General features: G+C 62.7%; 14 protein-coding genes and 1 pseudogene. 2 read left to right on the forward strand and 13 right to left on the reverse strand.

All coding sequences use genetic code 11. The features are described 5' to 3' along the window. The 4 genes and pseudogenes from mhpF to mhpB all read right to left on the reverse strand — a co-directional run. Positions 1 to 439: pseudogene (gene mhpF / locus DM813_RS11235) on the reverse strand (acetaldehyde dehydrogenase); the annotation flags it as partial. Between the two features lie 30 nt (positions 440 to 469). Further along, positions 470 to 1,264, reverse strand: a complete 795-nt coding sequence (gene mhpD / locus DM813_RS11240; RefSeq protein ID WP_128323471.1) for a 2-keto-4-pentenoate hydratase — start codon at positions 1,262 to 1,264, stop codon at positions 470 to 472. Positions 1,265 to 1,328: 64 nt separating this feature from the next. Further along, a complete protein-coding gene (locus tag DM813_RS11245) occupies positions 1,329 to 2,186 on the reverse strand; it encodes an alpha/beta fold hydrolase (RefSeq protein ID WP_128323472.1) in 858 nt (285 codons plus the stop codon). After that, positions 2,183 to 3,154 (reverse strand): 3-carboxyethylcatechol 2,3-dioxygenase, encoded by a 972-nt coding sequence (mhpB, locus tag DM813_RS11250; RefSeq protein WP_128323473.1) that lies wholly within the window; start codon positions 3,152 to 3,154, stop codon positions 2,183 to 2,185. Before mhpB ends, DM813_RS11245 begins: the two co-directional genes overlap by 4 nt. Before the next feature lie 187 nt (positions 3,155 to 3,341). Between mhpB and DM813_RS11255 the strand changes: the two genes are divergently transcribed. After that, positions 3,342 to 3,794, forward strand: coding sequence for a hypothetical protein (locus DM813_RS11255; RefSeq protein ID WP_128323474.1), 453 nt, complete (start codon positions 3,342 to 3,344; stop codon positions 3,792 to 3,794). 24 nt (positions 3,795 to 3,818) lie between these two features. Here DM813_RS11255 and DM813_RS11260 read toward each other — a convergent pair whose 3' ends face one another. Beyond that, positions 3,819 to 5,135 (reverse strand): DUF1214 domain-containing protein, encoded by a 1,317-nt coding sequence (locus DM813_RS11260; RefSeq protein WP_206617374.1) that lies wholly within the window; start codon positions 5,133 to 5,135, stop codon positions 3,819 to 3,821. A 161-nt stretch (positions 5,136 to 5,296) separates the two neighbouring features. Between DM813_RS11260 and DM813_RS11265 the strand changes: the two genes are divergently transcribed. Beyond that, entirely contained in the window at positions 5,297 to 6,190 is an 894-nt protein-coding gene (locus DM813_RS11265; RefSeq protein WP_128323476.1) for a LysR family transcriptional regulator, read from the forward strand. Here DM813_RS11265 and DM813_RS11270 read toward each other — a convergent pair. The 8 genes from DM813_RS11270 to DM813_RS11305 form a co-directional block, all read right to left on the reverse strand. Continuing rightward, on the reverse strand, positions 6,178 to 7,350 hold the full coding sequence (locus tag DM813_RS11270; protein WP_128323477.1) for a (R)-mandelonitrile lyase: 1,173 nt from the start codon (positions 7,348 to 7,350) through the stop codon (positions 6,178 to 6,180). The genes DM813_RS11265 and DM813_RS11270 overlap by 13 nt on opposite strands. A 15-nt stretch (positions 7,351 to 7,365) precedes the next feature. Next, a complete protein-coding gene (locus DM813_RS11275) occupies positions 7,366 to 8,415 on the reverse strand; it encodes an alpha/beta hydrolase (RefSeq protein WP_128323478.1) in 1,050 nt (349 codons plus the stop codon). A gap of 213 nt (positions 8,416 to 8,628) precedes the next feature. Continuing rightward, entirely contained in the window at positions 8,629 to 11,076 is a 2,448-nt protein-coding gene (locus tag DM813_RS11280) for a TonB-dependent siderophore receptor (protein WP_128323479.1), read from the reverse strand. A gap of 111 nt (positions 11,077 to 11,187) precedes the next feature. Continuing rightward, positions 11,188 to 12,108, reverse strand: coding sequence for a FecR domain-containing protein (locus DM813_RS11285; RefSeq protein WP_128323480.1), 921 nt, complete (start codon positions 12,106 to 12,108; stop codon positions 11,188 to 11,190). Then, the gene (locus tag DM813_RS11290; RefSeq protein ID WP_128323481.1) at positions 12,105 to 12,599 is read right to left on the reverse strand and encodes a sigma-70 family RNA polymerase sigma factor; all 495 of its coding nucleotides are present in this window, start codon (positions 12,597 to 12,599) and stop codon (positions 12,105 to 12,107) included. The genes DM813_RS11285 and DM813_RS11290 overlap by 4 nt, the downstream gene beginning before the upstream one ends. A gap of 78 nt (positions 12,600 to 12,677) precedes the next feature. Beyond that, positions 12,678 to 14,243, reverse strand: a complete 1,566-nt coding sequence (locus tag DM813_RS11295; RefSeq protein ID WP_128323482.1) for a sensor domain-containing diguanylate cyclase — start codon at positions 14,241 to 14,243, stop codon at positions 12,678 to 12,680. Positions 14,244 to 14,340: 97 nt separating this feature from the next. Continuing rightward, on the reverse strand, positions 14,341 to 14,829 hold the full coding sequence (locus DM813_RS11300; RefSeq protein WP_128323483.1) for an isochorismatase family protein: 489 nt from the start codon (positions 14,827 to 14,829) through the stop codon (positions 14,341 to 14,343). 70 nt (positions 14,830 to 14,899) lie between these two features. After that, positions 14,900 to 16,414 carry a nucleobase:cation symporter-2 family protein gene (locus DM813_RS11305; protein ID WP_128323484.1) on the reverse strand — a complete coding sequence of 505 codons (1,515 nt, stop codon included), beginning with the start codon at positions 16,412 to 16,414 and terminating at the stop codon, positions 14,900 to 14,902. Positions 16,415 to 16,456: the final 42 nt, after the last annotated feature.

Here is a 16,456-nt window from a genome sequence, read left to right on the forward strand (position 1 = left end):
CCACGCGCGATACCGCGGCGACCATGGGGATGGTCGCCTGGCCGCCGCAAGTGACCATGTTGACGTTGAGCTGGCCGAGGTTCTGCTCCAGGTTGACCACCGGCACGCAGTACGGGCCGATGGCTGCTGGGGTCAGGTCTATCAAACGGATACCCGGTTTGATCGAACGCAGGAACGCATCGTTTTTAACGTGGGCGCCGGCGCTGGTGGCATCGAAGACGAAGTCGATGTCGGCAAACGCTGGCAGACGGGTCAGGCCTTCTACGCCTTCGTGGGTCGTGGCCACGCCCATCCGTGCAGCGCGCGCCAGGCCATCGGACGCCGGGTCGATACCCACCATCGCCGACATTTCCAGGTGCTGCGCATTACGCAGGATCTTGATCATCAGGTCGGTACCGATGTTGCCGGAACCGATAATGGCAACCTTGAGTTTCTTCATGCTGGTGCGCTCTTTTGGTTGAGCTGCCGATCACTCGGCGGAAAAATTGACGGCGACCTGGCCAATGCCTTCGATCAGCGCCTCGAAACGGTCACCGGCATTGACCCCCACCATCGGCCCCAGGGCGCCGGTCAGGACGATGTCGCCGGCGCGCAGCGGCTCACCCAGCTGCGCCATGGTCCGCGCCAGCCACACGGCGGCATTGAGCGGATGGCCCAGGCATTCAGCGCCACTGCCGCTGGATACCTGCTCACCGTTACGGGTCATGCGCATCAGGGTGTTGCGCAGGTCGACTCCGGCCAGCGGCACGGCGGGGCCACCGAGTACGAAGCAACCGCTGGAGGCGTTGTCGGCCACGGTGTCGACAAAGCGGATGTTCCAGTTCTGTACACGCGAGCCGACAATCTCCAGCGCTGGCAACACCCAGCCGGTGGCGTTCAGCAGGTCGGCAAAGGTGGTGTCGGGGCGCGGCAGGTCCTGGTTGAGGATCAAGGCGATTTCCGCCTCGATCTTCGGTTGCAGCACGCGGTTGAAGGGCACCACTTCGTTGTCGCCGTAGCACATGTCGGCAAACAGAGTGCCGAAGTCCGGCTGGTCGACGCCAAGCTGGGCCTGCACCTTGGGATTGGTCAGGCCGATCTTGCGCCCGACCACGCGGCGCCCGCCGGCAACGGCGTGGGCGACGTTGAGGCGCTGAATCGCGTAGGCGGCCTCGCCGGCGTCTTCGCCGATCTGCTCACGCAACGGGGCAATCGCCTCGCCGCTATGCTCGGCAGCGCGCAGGGCGGCGGCCAGTTGTTCAAGGGTTTGCTGGGTCACGCTCATAGTCACCTCGGGGTTCACGGCGCGGCCGCTCGGGCGGCCACGCAATCAGCTGTTTGGCGTCTGCTTAAGGGGCAAGAAAATCCACGACCAGGCGGTTGAAACGCTCGGCGTGTTCCCACTGCACCCAATGGCCGCAGTTGTTGAACACATGCAGTTCGCTGTTGGGGATACCGGCGACCAGACGCAAGCCGGTGTCCATTGGCACAAAGCGGTCGTTGCGGCCCCAGATCACCAGGGTGGCCGCGCTGATTTCAGCCAGGCGCGTCGACACATCCGGGAACTGTCGGGGATGCAACGCCAGGCTGCGGGTGAAGTTCTCCAGGTGGTCACGGCGCTGGAGCATGTTCTCCAGGCGACCTGAGATCAGCTCGGCAGTGAGGTCTTTGCTGTCATACACAAAGATGTCCATCATCTGCTGCAGGTGGTCTTGCGTGGGCTCGCGGTACACCTTCTGCAGCAGCTTGATGCCCTCGGTCGGCATCGGCACGAAGGCACTGACGCCACCGGTACCACCGCCCATCAGCACCAGGCGGCCAACGCTGTGCGGGTAGTCGAGGGCAAACGCCACCGCACTGTGACCGCCCATGGAGTTGCCGATCAGGTGCGCGCGGGTGATTCCCAGTTGCGTCAGCAAGCCGTTGAGCACGCGGGCATTGAGCGCCGAGCGCGATTCTTCGCAGACGATGCTGTCGCTCTTGCTCCAGCCAGGGCAGTCCATGAGGATCACCCGGTACCCGGCCGCCACCAGCGGTTCGACGTTGCGGCTGAAGTTCGACCAGCCACTGGCCCCCGGCCCGGAGCCGTGCAGCATGACCACCACCTCCTGGCCGTCGCCACAGTCGTGGTAGTGAATATTGAGGTGCACGCCGCGGTCTTCGATCAGGGCAAAACGGCTGGTCGCGCTTTCGCTGTACAAGCTCATACGGCTCTCCGGGGATTCTCAAGCGGGCTAACGGGATGGGCGCTGATCGAGCCGTAACCGGCGATCCATTCGGGAATCGGCCGGTAGTAGCGGTCGCTGGCCTGATACGGCCCAAAGCTGGCCAGGGCGGCGAAGGCGGCCACCCAGGTTTTGATTTCGTGGGTGGACTTGCCCGCCAGGCTCGACAACTCGGCATTGCTGACAGCGTCCAGCTCGCTCAGGCGACCCTGTTCAAGCAATGTCAGGAAATGCGCGTCCCACTCGGGGTTGAGCGGGTGCAATGTGTGCGGGTCCTCAACGAAGCGCTGCGCTGCAAGGATCACCCGTTGCGTGCGCGCTTCGCGCTCGTCGGCCGGCAGGTAACGGCCGCTGCCTTTGAGCCGGTCGGCCATCAGCCCTTCGACCTTGGCCAGCTCCGGAACCGGCGGTTGGTGGGAAAGCCCGCCGGAGCCGAGAAACAGCACGCGCTTGCCCAGCGTTGCAGCCCAGCGGCCAATGGCTTCGCCCAGCAACCGCGCCCGGGTAAAACTCGGCAACGGCGTGGCCACGGCATTGATGAACACGGGGATCACCGGCACCTCACGCAAACCACCGAGCAACAGTTCAAGCGGTTGCGCGGCCCCGTGGTCGAGCTGCATGCGGTAGGACACCGCGCTGTCGACACCCTCCTCCAACACCGCCGCCGCGCAATCCTCGGCCAATGCCTGCGGCACCGCCAAGGGCCCAGCCAGCGTGCCAAAATCACCGATGGCATGAGCGGCCATGCCGATGCAAAACGACGGCATCACGTCATAGAAAAAGCCGTTGTAATGGTCAGGGCTGAACAGGATCACCAACTCGGGATCGAATGCGGCAATACGCTGGCGCGCCGCCGCGATCACCTCGTCGACTTCATCCAGAACGGCCTGCGCCGGGTCCACATGGCCCATCAACGGCGTATGCGAAAGACAATGCAGGTAAGCGCTCATTCACGTCACACTCAAGGTCAGGGTCAGCCGCGCGCCTTGGGCAGGCGCCGGCAGTTTGCTTGGGTCGACGATAGATTCCTGGGGATTTTGCGGCAGTCCCGTGACGGCGTGGATTATCCCTTGAGCGCAGAAAACTGCGGCAGCGCGGTACAATCCCGGCGTCATCGCCTGTGAAATGGAAACCACCATGAAGGAACATACAAACCCGCTGGTCAGCTGCCTGATCTTCCCCGTCGCGCCCATCGCCGTGATCTACCTGATCGCGGGGCTGTGCAAAGACATCTGGCAGGCCAGTTACTACACCCCGGGCGAGGATGGTGGCGAGTTCGAACCGGCGATGGCCATTTTTGGCATCCCGCTTCTGCTGGTAGTGAGCGCGTTGCTGCTCGCCGGGCTGACGCTACTGACCCGCCGCATCGAAGCCCGCTATGCCCCCGGCGTGTGGTGGCGCACCCTGAGCGGAACATTGCGCATCGCGGTGGCGGCAGGTGCGTTGATCCTCTTTCTGGCGGCTGCGGCGTTCTTCATGGGCGACCCCGCAGCGGCGTCCAGCCACTGGCAGGTGGTTGTCGCCTGGCTGGCCTGGGGCGTTTGTGCAGGGGCGTTTGCGCTGCAGCAGTACCGGCGGGTGCGGCGCTGACCGCCGCTGCCTCTGCCGACCGCTTCAAGGCTGCTCGGTAAGCACCGGTGGTGCCCACTTGCCCTGCTTGACGATGTCCTTGGGCACGTAGGTACGGAAAGTCAGCGAAAACGGTTTGCCCGCTAAAGAGGGTAACCAGTTCGACTCCGGGATGCCCGCAACGGGTTTGGGCCCGATGGCGATTTTCAACGAGCCGTCCGGCTCTTTTTTCAGGTTTGAATGGCTGTTGAAGTTGAAACGGTTCCACGGGTTGGGCACCACGCGGTAGTCAGGCACGCTGACCAGAATGACCGACCAGTATCCGTCGACCACGCTTGAAGGCAGGCTGTCGGCCGCAAAATGCATGACATAGCGCCTGCTGCCATCCAGTGGATGGTTGGCGGCATCGGCGACGGGTACAAAGTAGATGACCTCGTCGGTGGTATTGGCCCAGATGCCGGCGTAGTTCACTGTGGTGCGCAGGCTGTAGTTTTCACCATAATTCCCGGTCTTTTTGCCGCCTACCCAGTTGTTGTGCGGCTCGGCGCTGCGGGCAATTGCATGGGTGACGAAATCGGGGACGACGGTGTCTTTGAGCTGCTTGTCGATCGCCTCCCGGGCCTGTGGCGAAGACGCCACATACTGGGCAACGTAACGCACCTTTTGCTGCATCTGCGCGGCAACCGGCGACACATCCAGAGCGCTGGAGAACACCTTGTCGACGTTATCGAAGGCTTCCACGCCAAGCAGCCTGGCATTATCGAACGGCTTGACCTCGGGTGCCGGTACGACGGCAATGTCGCCAAGCGGGGTCACCTTGAACTGCTTTTGCAGGGCCAACGCGCCGTCGGGATCGCCTTTGATTTCGACCCGTGCGAGCAACTTCGCCTTGCTTGAATGCAGCTCTATGCGTGCCGCATCGGGCGGGATCGTTGCCGTGGAGCCGGGTTTGACCAGGGCAAATTTGCCATACGGTTTTGACGGGAAGGTGCGTTCATTGATGTTGGCAATCACCTCGCCCCATTCATCCAGTAGTTGCGCGGTGTAATAACGACCCTTTACCTGCGGGACTTCCAGCAGCACGCCGTTGTGATCATCGGCAGCGATCCAGGCCTCCAGGTAGGCCACATCGAAGTTCGGGTTCACAAAGTCTGCAGAACCCAGCGGGTTGTATTTGATGGCATTCCAGTTGAATCCGTCGCCGGCGCGGTCCATCTGCTCCTGGCGAATGACCAGCAAGCGGCCCAACAGGTAGGTGTAGGCGTCGGTGACGGTGTGAATGTCCGGCTTGCTGGCAAATGTGCCTGGGGGCTGGGCAGCACCGACCGTTGGCGCACCGATGGCCAGCATTAGCGCCGACACGGCAATACAACCTGAACGTGCTTTTTGGGTAAGCAGTGCTAAGGGCATTTCGCAACTCCGCGTGTGCCGGCATCGCCTTGAACGCTAGCAGCCTTTGCCGGGTAATCCAGTGCCTGAACACCGTGGCATAATCGGACAGGACTCATAACAGGCCCGCATAAATGACCGTCGAAAGTTACGACCAGCTGGCGATTTTCTCAGCCGTGGCACAGGAGCGCAGTTTCACCCGCGCTGCCGCCCGGCTCGGCATGTCACAACCGGCCTTGAGCCGGGCCATGCGGCAACTGGAGGAACGCCTGGGTGTGCGCTTGCTGGCGCGCACCACGCGCAGCGTCTCCCCTACCGAAGCCGGCGAGCATTTGCTGCGCGTGATCGCTCCCCGCTTTGAGGAGATCGACAGCGAACTGGCATTGCTCAGTGCGTTTCGCGACAAGCCGGCCGGCAAGCTGCGAATCACCGCTGGTGAACACTCGGCGATCACCGTGTTGCAACCGGTACTGGCCAGATTGCTGCCCGACAACCCCGACCTGAACATCGAAATCATCGTCGACTATGGCTTTACCGATATCGTCGCGGAGGGCTTCGACGCCGGTGTACGCCTGGGTGAACAAGTGGCCAAGGACATGATCGCGATGCGCATCGGGCCTGACATGCGCATGGCGGTGGTGGGTTCACCGGCGTATTTCAGCCGCCACCCCAGGCCCGTCGCCCCCAGTGACCTCATGGCGCACAACTGCATCACCCTGCGCCTGCCAACCTACGGCGGCCTGTCGCTGTGGGAGTTCGACAAAAACGGGCAAACCCTGAACGTGCGGGTCGAGGGCCAGCTGGTGTTCAACAACATCGCCATGCGCCTGCAGGCCGTCCTTCAGGGCCTGGGGCTGGCCTACATGCCCGAGGACCTGGTACAGGAACTGATCGCGCAAGGCCGCCTGGTGCGGGTGCTCGAAGACTGGTGCGAACCCTTCTCCGGCTACCACCTCTACTACCCGAGCCGGCGCCAGAGTTCACCGGCCTTCACCTTGCTGCGCGATACCCTGCGTTACGAAGGTTGATCGGCCTCGACGCTGTGCAGCGCTGCCCCGGCACGCTGGGCCGCGTCGGCATCGCCCTGATCGGCCAGCAATTGAATCAGCTGGCGCAACTGCGCCGCTGTCAGGCCCACCCGCAGGCTTGCCGCCATGTGCGAGCGCAGCTGCGACTCGACACCCGGCGTGACAGCCAACGCCGCAACGGTCGCCAGCTCCCGGCTTTGCCAGTCGAGGTTGTCGCGCGCGAAAATGTCGCCGAACAGGTGCGCCTGCAAATACTGGTTGATGACCGGCACGAAATCGAACAACGGGCCCTGGACAGGTGCCCCGGCGATCTTCGTCTGGTTGGCTTTACCCGCCGCCAGCAGCGCATCGCCGACCGGGATGTAGCGACCGGGCTCGCGCCCCGGCTCGTCCTTAAGTCCGCTTTGCTTGCGGGCCTCGACCACCTTCATCAGCTCGCCTAGGGCATTGAGACTGCGAGGAAAGCCACTGTAAGCGTAGAGCTGCACGAGGATTTCCTTCGTCTCGCTGACCGTCAGGCCTGCATCCAGCCCCCGGTTCAGTGCCGCGTTGAGCCCCGGCATGTTGCTGGTGGCCATGGCCGCCGCGATCAGCGGGATGGCCTGTTGTTTACCGGAAAGCGTCTCGGAGATCGGCTGGCTGGCAGGCTCGTCAAGCTCAGTCGGCGACCCATGAGCCTGGTATTGCGCATCGGTCACCTTCTCCAGCCAGTGCACATTCTTGCCATCCACCGAACCGGTCACGGCCAGGTGGGTCATGGCGCTGTCCGGCGCGGCGCCATGCCAGTGCTTGACGCCCGGCGGGCAGGTGATGACATCGCCCGGGTGAATTTGCTGTATCGGCTTGCCCCACTCCTGAACCAGCCCCACACCGGACGTCACCATCAACCGCTGGCCTGCGGGGTGGGTATGCCAGGCCGAGCGCGCGCCCGCTTCGAAGCTGACGTAGGCACCAGAGGCGTTGACCTCGTCTGTGGCTGTAAATAGCGGGTCGACGCGCACGTTCCCGGTGAAATAGTCCGCCGGACCCGCAACCGCCGCCTGACTGCCCGCACGGGTGATCTGTTGTGCGGACCGGGGTTCACGGGCATCGCCAGCGCCAGCGGCGTCGGCAAACGGGGCGGCAGCGCACACGGCGATGCCGATCAGGGTGTTCTTCATCAAGACGTCCTCTTGTCAGAGTGTTCTGGCGTAAAACGCAGTCAACTGGTCCATGGCGATGTCCACATACGCTGGCACCCAATAGGTGTCGATATGGGTCGCGCCGTCGATAGTGAACAGGATTTTGTCCTGGGTACCGGAGGCCTTGGCAAAGGCCTGTTGCGACATGTACAGGCTGTCGGCCTTGCTCCCCGCGATCAGCAGCAGCGGCGTGTCGAGCAGTTCGAGCTGGTCGGTGGCGTCGAAGCGCATCAGGTCGAGCAAGCTGCTCTGGGTGTAACGGAAGGTAGAGTTGGGGTGCGCGTGGGTCTTGCCGTAGTACTCAAAGCCCTGCCGGTACAGGTCAAACGGCAGCTTGGCGATCTGCTCATCGGTCAGTGTGGCGTCACCGACATAGCGCACCTCGCCTCCCGCCGCCTCCTCGGCGCGGGCCGCCGAGGCCTGTTGCAGGCGCTCCTGGACCGTAGACAGCTGCGAATCCTGATAGCCGTTACGGCGGACCCGCCCGGAATTGAACAGGCTCAAGGTAGCGATTGCCTGGAAGCGCTTGTCGGTTTGCGCGGCCGCCAGGGCATAGCCGCCCCCGCCACAGATACCCAACAAGCCCAGGCGTTTATTGTCGGCGCCGGGATAGTTGGCAATGAAATCAGCCATGCCGTGAATGTCTTCGATGCGATGCGCCGGCTTGTCGACGTTGCGTGGCTGGCCACCGCTGGCGCCTTGATACGCGGCATCGGCGGTGATGGTGATGTAGCCCTGATCGGCCAGACGCTGGGCATACAGCCCCGCGACCTGTTCCTTCACCCCGCCATTGGGGTGCGCCACCACCACGACCGGGTAGCGCTTCACCGCATCGTAGTTCGCCGGGGTATAGACGTTGGCGGCAATCTCGAGGCCATTGAGCGTGTAGGTGACTGGATGGATGTTGACCTTGCCCGGCTCGTTGCGGGTCAGCGCGCCGTCGTAGGTCAAAGTGAAGGGGTTCTGTTTGTAGTCGGCTGCCTCGGCGCCCGACATTCCGATCATGGCCGCCATCAGGGTGGCCTTCAACGTGGTTCGCATCATGGTGCTCTCGATCAGGGGGCTCGAGGGCAAAGTACCGTTCAGTGATTCATCGATAAAGTGCAGTAATTACATAGCACTGATATCAGATTCACATAAGTATGAGGCGGGTGGATGGCACGGGCTGCGCCCGTGTTCGCGGCTGAAGCCGCTCCCACAGAGTCGGGACTTCACCTGTGGGAGCGGCTTTAGCCGCGAAAGGGCCAAGGTGATCACTCAGAAGTCGTACCGGGTAGTGAGCATCACATTACGCGGCTCCCCGTAATAGCCGCTGAAAAACGTGGTATCCAGCGCGCTGATGTACTTCTTGTCGAACACGTTGTTGACGTTGAGGCTGGTGGAGAGCTGATCGGTCAACTGGTAACGGGCCATCAGATTGACCACGGTGAACTGCTCCTGCGTGGCCTTGACGGTGCCCAATGCCGAGCTCGGAGTCACCGTGATGTGGGTGCCACTCTGCCAGTTGGCGCCCCCACCGACGGTCAGCCGGTTGAAGTCGCCTGGCAGGCGATAGGTGCTCCACAGCTTGATCATGTTGGCCGGCGCTTCGGTGTTGATGCGCTCGTCGTCGGCGTCTTCGGTGATGCTGTGGTTGTAGCTGGCAGCAACGTTCCAGTCCGTCATCAGCTCGCCATTGGCCTCGACCTCGAAGCCGCGGGTGGTGGCGCCGCTGACCGCCTTGTAAGCCGCCGATGTGGTTCCGGGAATGACTTTGCCCGGATCGACCACGGCGAGGTTGTCCTGCTTGATCTGGTAAGCGGCAATGCTGGTGTTCAGGCGGCCACCAAAGAATTCGCTTTTCAGGCCGACTTCGTAGTTGTCGCCTTCACGCGGGTCGAGGGTGGCACCGTTGGCGTCGCGCACGCTTTGTGGCTTGTAGATGCTGGTGTAGCTGGCATACACCGAATGAATGTCGTTGAGGTCGTAGACCACGCCGGCATACGGCGTCACCACGCCGCTTTCGCGGTACTGGGTGTTGCGGTTGCTGTTCGGGGTCAGCACATATTCGAGGTCGTAGTTGTACTTGTAGTTGCTGGCCCGGGCGCCAAGGATGATCGACAGGTCGTCGGTCGGGCGCAGGCGCGTGGCGATGTAGCTGCCGCTCTGGTAGATGGTGGTGTCGCCGTCATACAGCTTGCCGTTGCTGGTGTTCGGCTCTTTGGTGTAGTTGTCCCAGTCGTAGAAGTTGACGAACGTGCCTTCGATCGCCGTGCCACGCAGCGGCGAGTGGCGGTTTTCAAAGCGCGAGAAGTTATAGCCGACAATCAGCTCATGCTGGCGGCCGAACAGTTGAAACGGCCCCTGGGCCATGACGTCCACACCGGTCTGCTTCTGCCAGGTGCTGCCGGCACCTCCGTACAGGCGCACGCCGGCACCGGTGTTGATATCGGGAAAGCCCCAGCTGGCGGTGGCGAGCTTGTAGTCGTCACGCTTGATGTACATCTGGTTGACGGCCACCCGCAGGCTCCAGTCGTAGCCCAGTTGCTGTTCGATGCTGGCGAAGGTATTGAGCGCATCCTGGGGGTTGCTGCTCCAGCGTGCGGCACTGTTGGTCGAGCGCGAAAAGTCGGTTTGCTTGCCGTTGCTGTAGAACAGCGGGAAGGCCACCGAAGAGGAGCCTTCGGGTTCGTTCTTCTGGTAGTCGGCGCCCACCGTCAGCAGCGTGGTGTCGCTGAGGTCAGCTTCGAGTATCCCGTAGAAAATCTGCTTTTCCTGGGAATAGTGATCCACATAGCTGTTGTTCTGCTGATAGGCCGCGACCATCCGCCCGCGCACGTTGCCGGTCGGGGTGAGCGGGCCGGACAGGTCGAGCTCGGTGCGGTACTTGTCCCAGGAGCCCAGGCCTGCGGTCACGTGCCCCTTGAATTCGGCGGTGGGACGCTTGCGCACCAGGTTGATGGTGGCCGAAGGGTCGCCCGCGCCAGTCATCAGGCCGGAAGCACCGCGCAGCACTTCGACACGGTCGTAGATGGCCATGTCGGCCAGGCTCTGCGCCGACACCTGGCTGACGATATCCAGGGTGGTGGGAATGCCATCGAACTGGTAGTTGTCGACGCTGTAGCCACGCGAGTAGATATTGAAACGTTCGCTGCCCAGGCTCTGCACCGAAAGACCGGGGGTCTGCTTGAGCACGTCGGTGAGGTCGTTGAGGGCCTGATCGTCCATGCGTTGGCGGGTGATGACACTGACCGACTGCGGCGTCTCGCGCAGCGACAGCGGCAACTTGATGGCGGTATTGCTCGAGCCTGTGGTGTACGAGCCTGTGCCGTCGGTGGTTGCGCCCAGGCCGGCGGCATTGATGCTGGTAGCCCCGAGCTCCAGGGCGCTGCCGTTTTCACTGCGGGCCAGCACGTAGCGCTTTTCCCCGGCTTGCAGCACGCGCAGGCCGCTGCCCTGCAGCAGGCGGGCAAAGCCCTGCTCCAGCTCGAAATCACCGTGCAACCCTGGCGATTGCAGGCCGGCGGTTTCTTCGCTGCTGAAGGTGATCATCACGCCACTGGCAGCCGCGAACTGGCTGAGTGCAGTGGCCAGGCTACCGGCCGGAATATCGTAGGCCAGCGGTTTCGCCCAGGCCGGCGTCAGCGCCAGCAACGACCCGGCAAGGCTCAGGGTCAGCGCCGCAGGGCGCAAGCAGCTGGCAAGAAGTGAGGGGCGCAAATGCATCGAAAGGTTCCTGTTCGGGTTGGCAATGGCTGCGTCTGATGCGCATGTGCAGGTAGGGCCGAAACAGGAATGAAAATCTGTTACCCGAAAAAGCAAAATATTTTCACCCACTCAGGTTGCTCTGCCCTCGACCCGAACCCAGTAGCGAGTCAGGCGGCGTACCTGCACAGGCAGGGAGTCCTCCAGGTTGGCCAGCACCGCCTCACTGTCATCGAGCAGGAAGGTGCCGGAAAGTCGCAGGTCGGCAACCTCGGGGGCACAGCCAAGGTACCCATGGCGGTACCGGGAAAGCTCGGCGAGAACATCCTGCAGCCGCCAGTCGATCACCACCAGCATGCCGCGCGTCCACGCCGACGCTTGCGTTGCAGCGGGCAGCAAGGGGCCGACGCTGTCAGCGGCAAAGCTCAGGGTCTGCCCTGCCTCGGCACGCACGCTGTGCGCAGTGGCCAGGCGCGGACGCACTTCCACCGCGTGTGCCTCCACCGTCACCCGGGTAACACCGTCGCCTTGGCGCACGACAAAGCGTGTACCGAGGGCGCGTACAGTGCCCTGTGCACTGTGCACACTCAGCGGGCGAGCATCCTTGGCCGTCTCCACCAGAATTTCGCCCTGACGCAGCACAATCAGGCGCTGGCGCTCATCGAAGTGCACGTCAACCCGGGTATCGGTGTCGAGCACCAGGCGGCTGCCGTCGGCCAGGGTCAGATGACGCCGCTGCCCTACCCTTGTGGTGTAGTCCGCACGCCAAGGCGAAACCTCATAACCCTGCCAGCCGACCACACCGACACCGAGCAGCATGGCGAACATTTTCAGCGCCGCGCGACGCTGTTGCCTGGCCTGTTCGAGGGTGGTGGCGGCGACGGCCGGGGCCTGCCCGAGGCGTTGCTGCAGCTGCTCGATGCGCTTCCAGGCCTCGGCATGTTGCGGGTCAGCCGTCAGCCAGGTACGCCATTCGTTACGGGTGGCTTCGCTCACGGTGCTTTCGTGCAACCGCACATACCAGTCCACCGCCTGGGCCAGGATGCGTTTCATGCTTCGTCCAGCAGCAGGCAGTGCATCAGGGCGTTGGCGAGGTGCTTGCGCACCGTGCTGACCGACACGCCAACCCGCTCGGCGGTTTTCTCATAGCTGAGCCCGTCGAGTTGCACGGCGAGGAAGATCTGCCGGGTGCGCGTGCCAAGGCCGTCGAGCATGCGGTCGATGGCCAGCAGGCTGTCGAAGATCAGCGCGCGGTCTTCTGCCGACGGCGCGTGGATCTCGGGGCGCAACTTCAGCGCTTCCAGGTAGGCCTGTTCCAGGCTGCGCCGGCGGTACATGTCGATGACCAGGCCACGGGCAATGGTCGCCAGGTAACGACGCGGCTCCTGCAGGGTGCCGGAGGTGCGCGCAAGCAGCACACGAATGAAAGTGTCCTGTGCCAGATCAGCGGCATCGGCCGAGTTGTTCAGGCGCTGACGCAACCAGCCCCGCAACCAGCCATGATGCTCGACGTAGAGATGCTCGATGGGGTGTCTGCCAGACATGCCGTTCCTTCCACTGTGCCGACATCAATTGCAAATATGTCGCATTATCACCAAGTGAATTGCAAATGGAACAGATTTTTATGCCTCAGCTTCGTTCCCCGCGAAGGCAACCCCTTCCCGCCCGCGCTGCTTGACCTGGTACATGGCGTGATCCGCAGCCTTGAGCAACACCGCAAGGTTCTGCCCGTCGCCCGGACAGCGGGCAATACCGATGCTGCACGAGATCGTGAACTCACCCGCCGTCGTCACGATGGGCTGGCGAACGGCGTCGAGCATCCGATTGCCCACCTTCTCGGCATCCGCGGCATTGAACAGGTCTGCCACCAGCACCACAAACTCATCGCCGCCGAAACGTGCCACGGTGTCGCTCGACCGCGCGGTTTGCAGCAAGCGGCTGGCCACGGCACGCAGCACCTGGTCGCCAACCTCATGGCCATGGTTGTCGTTGATCGGCTTGAAACGGTCGAGGTCGATCAGCATCAACGCAAACGGCACGCCGTGTTGATGCCAGTGCTCGCATGCCTGCTCGAAGCGCTCGCTCAGCAACTGGCGGTTGGGCAGCTTGGTGAGGACGTCGTGGGTGGCAAGATAGGCTGACTTCTCGTGCTCGCGCTCAGCCTGCTCAATGGCCTTGAAATGGCGGACCAACACCAGCGGCATCAGCACCAGGGCGCCGGCGAGTACCGCCAGCAGCGTCAGCGCTTCGGCCGTGAGCACATCGCCCAGGCGCAATTGACGTTCGAACGACAAGGTTACCGGTTGCGAGTTGTGGGTGATCTCGACGCTGTCATTCAGGCGTGGCAGCAACAGGCGGTCCAGCACGCCGGCCAGTTCGGTGTCCTTGGCAAACAGCACACCGCGATCACCGGTGACGCCGTTGAGCACGGCACGGATGCCCACCTGCGGGTCCGGATCGACCGCGCTCACAGCCTGACGGATCGCGTCGGTCTTGATCACCAGCAACGCAACCATGGTGCTGCCAAAGAAGTTGGGGCGCGCCGGCTGTTGCGCCTGCTCGGGACGCATGACGGACTGCATCAGGATGTAGGCGTTCTCGCCTTCGTACATCGAGAAAATCGGCGATACCGTGGGCTTGAGGCTTTTGCGCGCCTGGGCCAGCGCGTAGGACAGGTAACCGACGCTTTCCAGCTTTACACCATAGATGGCGCGGGCTTGTTCAAGCTCGGGGTACATAAACAGTACCGGCCAGGTTTCGCCGAGGTTGAGCTGCTGCGCGGGTGCTTGATGGGTCAGGCTGGGAAAGTCCTTGAAGGCAAAATCCGCTCGCCAGTTGCGACGCAGCAGCGCTTCAAAATCCGCCTGCTCTGACACAGGGATGCCCCGAGCCACTTCAATCATGTACAGATGCGGGTAAGCGGCCAGCACCGCTTCACAATAGCGCGCCGCTGCCTGCGCATCGCTCTGCTCTACCGCCTGGAGAAAAGCCGTAAAGCCGGCCAGCACCGCTTCATTGGTATCGAGCTGATTGCGCACCACACCAGAGATGCCCTGCACATACTGCGAAAAACGCGTTTCCCAGCGGTGCGTCTCGGACTTGAGCAGCAACGCAGCCGAAAAGCCGATCAGGCCAACGGCCAGGGCGATGAATCCGGCGAACGAGCGCCGGCGCTTGATCACCTGCATGCGGCATTCCCTGTGGGTCGATAAGGCGCGTCCAGTCCAGTGGACGCGCAGGCAAGCGCCTGAATCTATCGCCAGCCAGTGCGCTGGAGCAAGCTTTTTAGCCGTCTATTTCAGCCAGCCCGGCAAGCACCTCGGCACGGGTGGTGACCTGGCCAAAGTGATGCTTCCACAAGTCGATCCCCAACTGCCCCGACCTGTCCAGCGACGACCCCACGGTCAGGTCGGTAACCAGCGTCGGGCACAAACCGGCATCGAACAGCGCAAAGCCGGCGGCGAGCACACAGGTTTCGGTCTGGATGCCACACACCAGCACACGCTCGACGTTGCACTGTTTGAGGTACGCGAGCATTTCAGCCGTCGGCCCGTAGCCGTGCTTGATGAACACCTGATCGGCCTCGATCAGGCTTTCGTCTTCGGCGGCCGGGTGCCAGCCGAGCTGGCGTTGAAACGGAGTGACCTGCTCGTCATGCAGCTCGACCGAAACGACAGTGGGAATCCGCGCCGACAACACCCGCACACCGTCGATCAGCCACTGGGGTGGATTGAAGGTGGACTGGATATCCACGCTGAGCAGAACCTGACGCATGCTGACTCCCGACTGCTGGCTGAGGGCGCGCAGTATATCGCCGCACGCCCCTTGCCAGGCTTTTTACTGTTTAGTGCACCGGTTGCGGGTGCTTTCTACGCGGTGGCGGAACATCCTCGTGCGCCTCGTCGTTTTCAACAATGAGCACTTCCTTACCGTCACAGTCGAACAGCTTGCCGTCACGGAAGAAGTCGCCATCGTTGAGGCCGGCGATATCCCGGTAACGCAGGGTGCGCTCACTGGCGGCTACGAACACCGACTGCTGGTCAGAGTTGCCGGCGCGCAGGTGGTTGAACAACAGGTTGAGGAGGATGGCCATGATCGCTGCCGAGCTGATGCCGGAGTGGAAAATGGTCTCGAACCAGGTCGGGAAATGGTGATAGAAACCCGGTGCAGCAATCGGGATCATGCCAAAGCCAATCGACGTGGCAACGATGATCAGGTTCATGTTGTTGCGGTAGTCCACCTGGGCCAGAGTACGGATACCGCTGGCCGCAACGGTGCCGAACAGCACCAGCCCTGCTCCACCGAGCACTGCGGTTGGCACTGCAGCGACCAAACGGCCCATCACCGGCAGCAACCCGAACGTCACCAGGATCAGCCCTGCGGTGGCCACCACGTAGCGGCTCTTCACACCGGTCACGGCCACCAGGCCGACGTTCTGGGCAAAGGCACTCTGGGTGAAGGAGCCGAACAACGGCGCCAGCGCGCTGGAGATCATGTCTGCACGCAAACCGTTGCCTAGGCGTTTTGAGTCCACCTTGGTTTCGATGATCTCGCCCACGGCCAGAATGTCGGCAGAGGTCTCGACCATGGTCACCACAATCACGATCAGCATCGACAGGATCGCGGCGAGCTGAAATTGCGGTGCACCCAGCGGCAGGATCTCCGGCAGTGCCACAAACGGGCCTTCAAGGGCCTGGGAGAAGTCGGCCATGCCAAAGGCCATCGCCACGAAGGTGCCGATGACGATCGCCAGCAGAATCGACAGGCGCGAAAGGCTGGCGCTGCCCAGTTTGCTCAGCAACAGCACGGTCACCAGGGTGAACGCCGCCAGGGAGATGTTCGCCGTACTGCCAAAATCGGCGGCCTGGCTGTTGCCGCCCATGGCCCAGCGCGCCGTCACCGGCATCAGGGTCAGGCCGATGGTGGTGATGACGATGCCCGTCACCAGCGGTGGAAAGAACTTGATGATGCGCGAGAAGAGTGGCGTGATCAGCAAGCCGATCAGCGACGACACGATCACCGCGCCGAACACCACCGACAAACCGCCCGTACCGTCGTTGCCGATAATTGCGACCATGGTCGCGACGCTGGCAAACGACACGCCCTGCACCAGCGGCAGGCGGCAGCCGAAGAACGGAATGCCGAGGGTCTGCAGCAAAGTCGCCAGGCCACCGGCGAACAGTGACGCGGCAATCAGCAAGCCCACGTCCGCAGGCGAAAGGCCGGCGGCCTGACCGATAATCAGCGGCACCGCGATGATCCCGCCATACATCGTCAGCACATGTTGCAGCCCGTAGGCCAGGTTGGCACCAACGCCGAGGTTCTCGTCTTCCGGAAGGGTTGAAGCTGGAGAAGTCATGGTGAGTAGCTCGCTTTTGTTATTTTGATGCGTCTAACAGCA

It is taken from the genome of Pseudomonas alkylphenolica, from assembly GCF_004025535.1.
GTDB lineage: Bacteria > Pseudomonadota > Gammaproteobacteria > Pseudomonadales > Pseudomonadaceae > Aquipseudomonas > Aquipseudomonas alkylphenolica_A.

Coding starts and splice junctions, on each gene's coding strand:
- DM813_RS11255 (WP_128323474.1), top strand. CDS start 3,342: ATGAAGGAACATACAAACCCGCTGGTCAGCTGCCTGATCTTCCCCGTC.
- DM813_RS11280 (WP_128323479.1), bottom strand. CDS start 11,076: ATGCATTTGCGCCCCTCACTTCTTGCCAGCTGCTTGCGCCCTGCGGCG.
- mhpB (WP_128323473.1), bottom strand. CDS start 3,154: ATGAGCGCTTACCTGCATTGTCTTTCGCATACGCCGTTGATGGGCCAT.
- DM813_RS11305 (WP_128323484.1), bottom strand. CDS start 16,414: ATGACTTCTCCAGCTTCAACCCTTCCGGAAGACGAGAACCTCGGCGTT.
- DM813_RS11295 (WP_128323482.1), bottom strand. CDS start 14,243: ATGCAGGTGATCAAGCGCCGGCGCTCGTTCGCCGGATTCATCGCCCTG.
- DM813_RS11285 (WP_128323480.1), bottom strand. CDS start 12,108: ATGAAACGCATCCTGGCCCAGGCGGTGGACTGGTATGTGCGGTTGCAC.
- mhpD (WP_128323471.1), bottom strand. CDS start 1,264: ATGAGCGTGACCCAGCAAACCCTTGAACAACTGGCCGCCGCCCTGCGC.
- DM813_RS11265 (WP_128323476.1), top strand. CDS start 5,297: ATGACCGTCGAAAGTTACGACCAGCTGGCGATTTTCTCAGCCGTGGCA.
- DM813_RS11290 (WP_128323481.1), bottom strand. CDS start 12,599: ATGTCTGGCAGACACCCCATCGAGCATCTCTACGTCGAGCATCATGGC.
- DM813_RS11275 (WP_128323478.1), bottom strand. CDS start 8,415: ATGATGCGAACCACGTTGAAGGCCACCCTGATGGCGGCCATGATCGGA.
- DM813_RS11245 (WP_128323472.1), bottom strand. CDS start 2,186: ATGAGCTTGTACAGCGAAAGCGCGACCAGCCGTTTTGCCCTGATCGAA.
- DM813_RS11300 (WP_128323483.1), bottom strand. CDS start 14,829: ATGCGTCAGGTTCTGCTCAGCGTGGATATCCAGTCCACCTTCAATCCA.
- DM813_RS11270 (WP_128323477.1), bottom strand. CDS start 7,350: ATGAAGAACACCCTGATCGGCATCGCCGTGTGCGCTGCCGCCCCGTTT.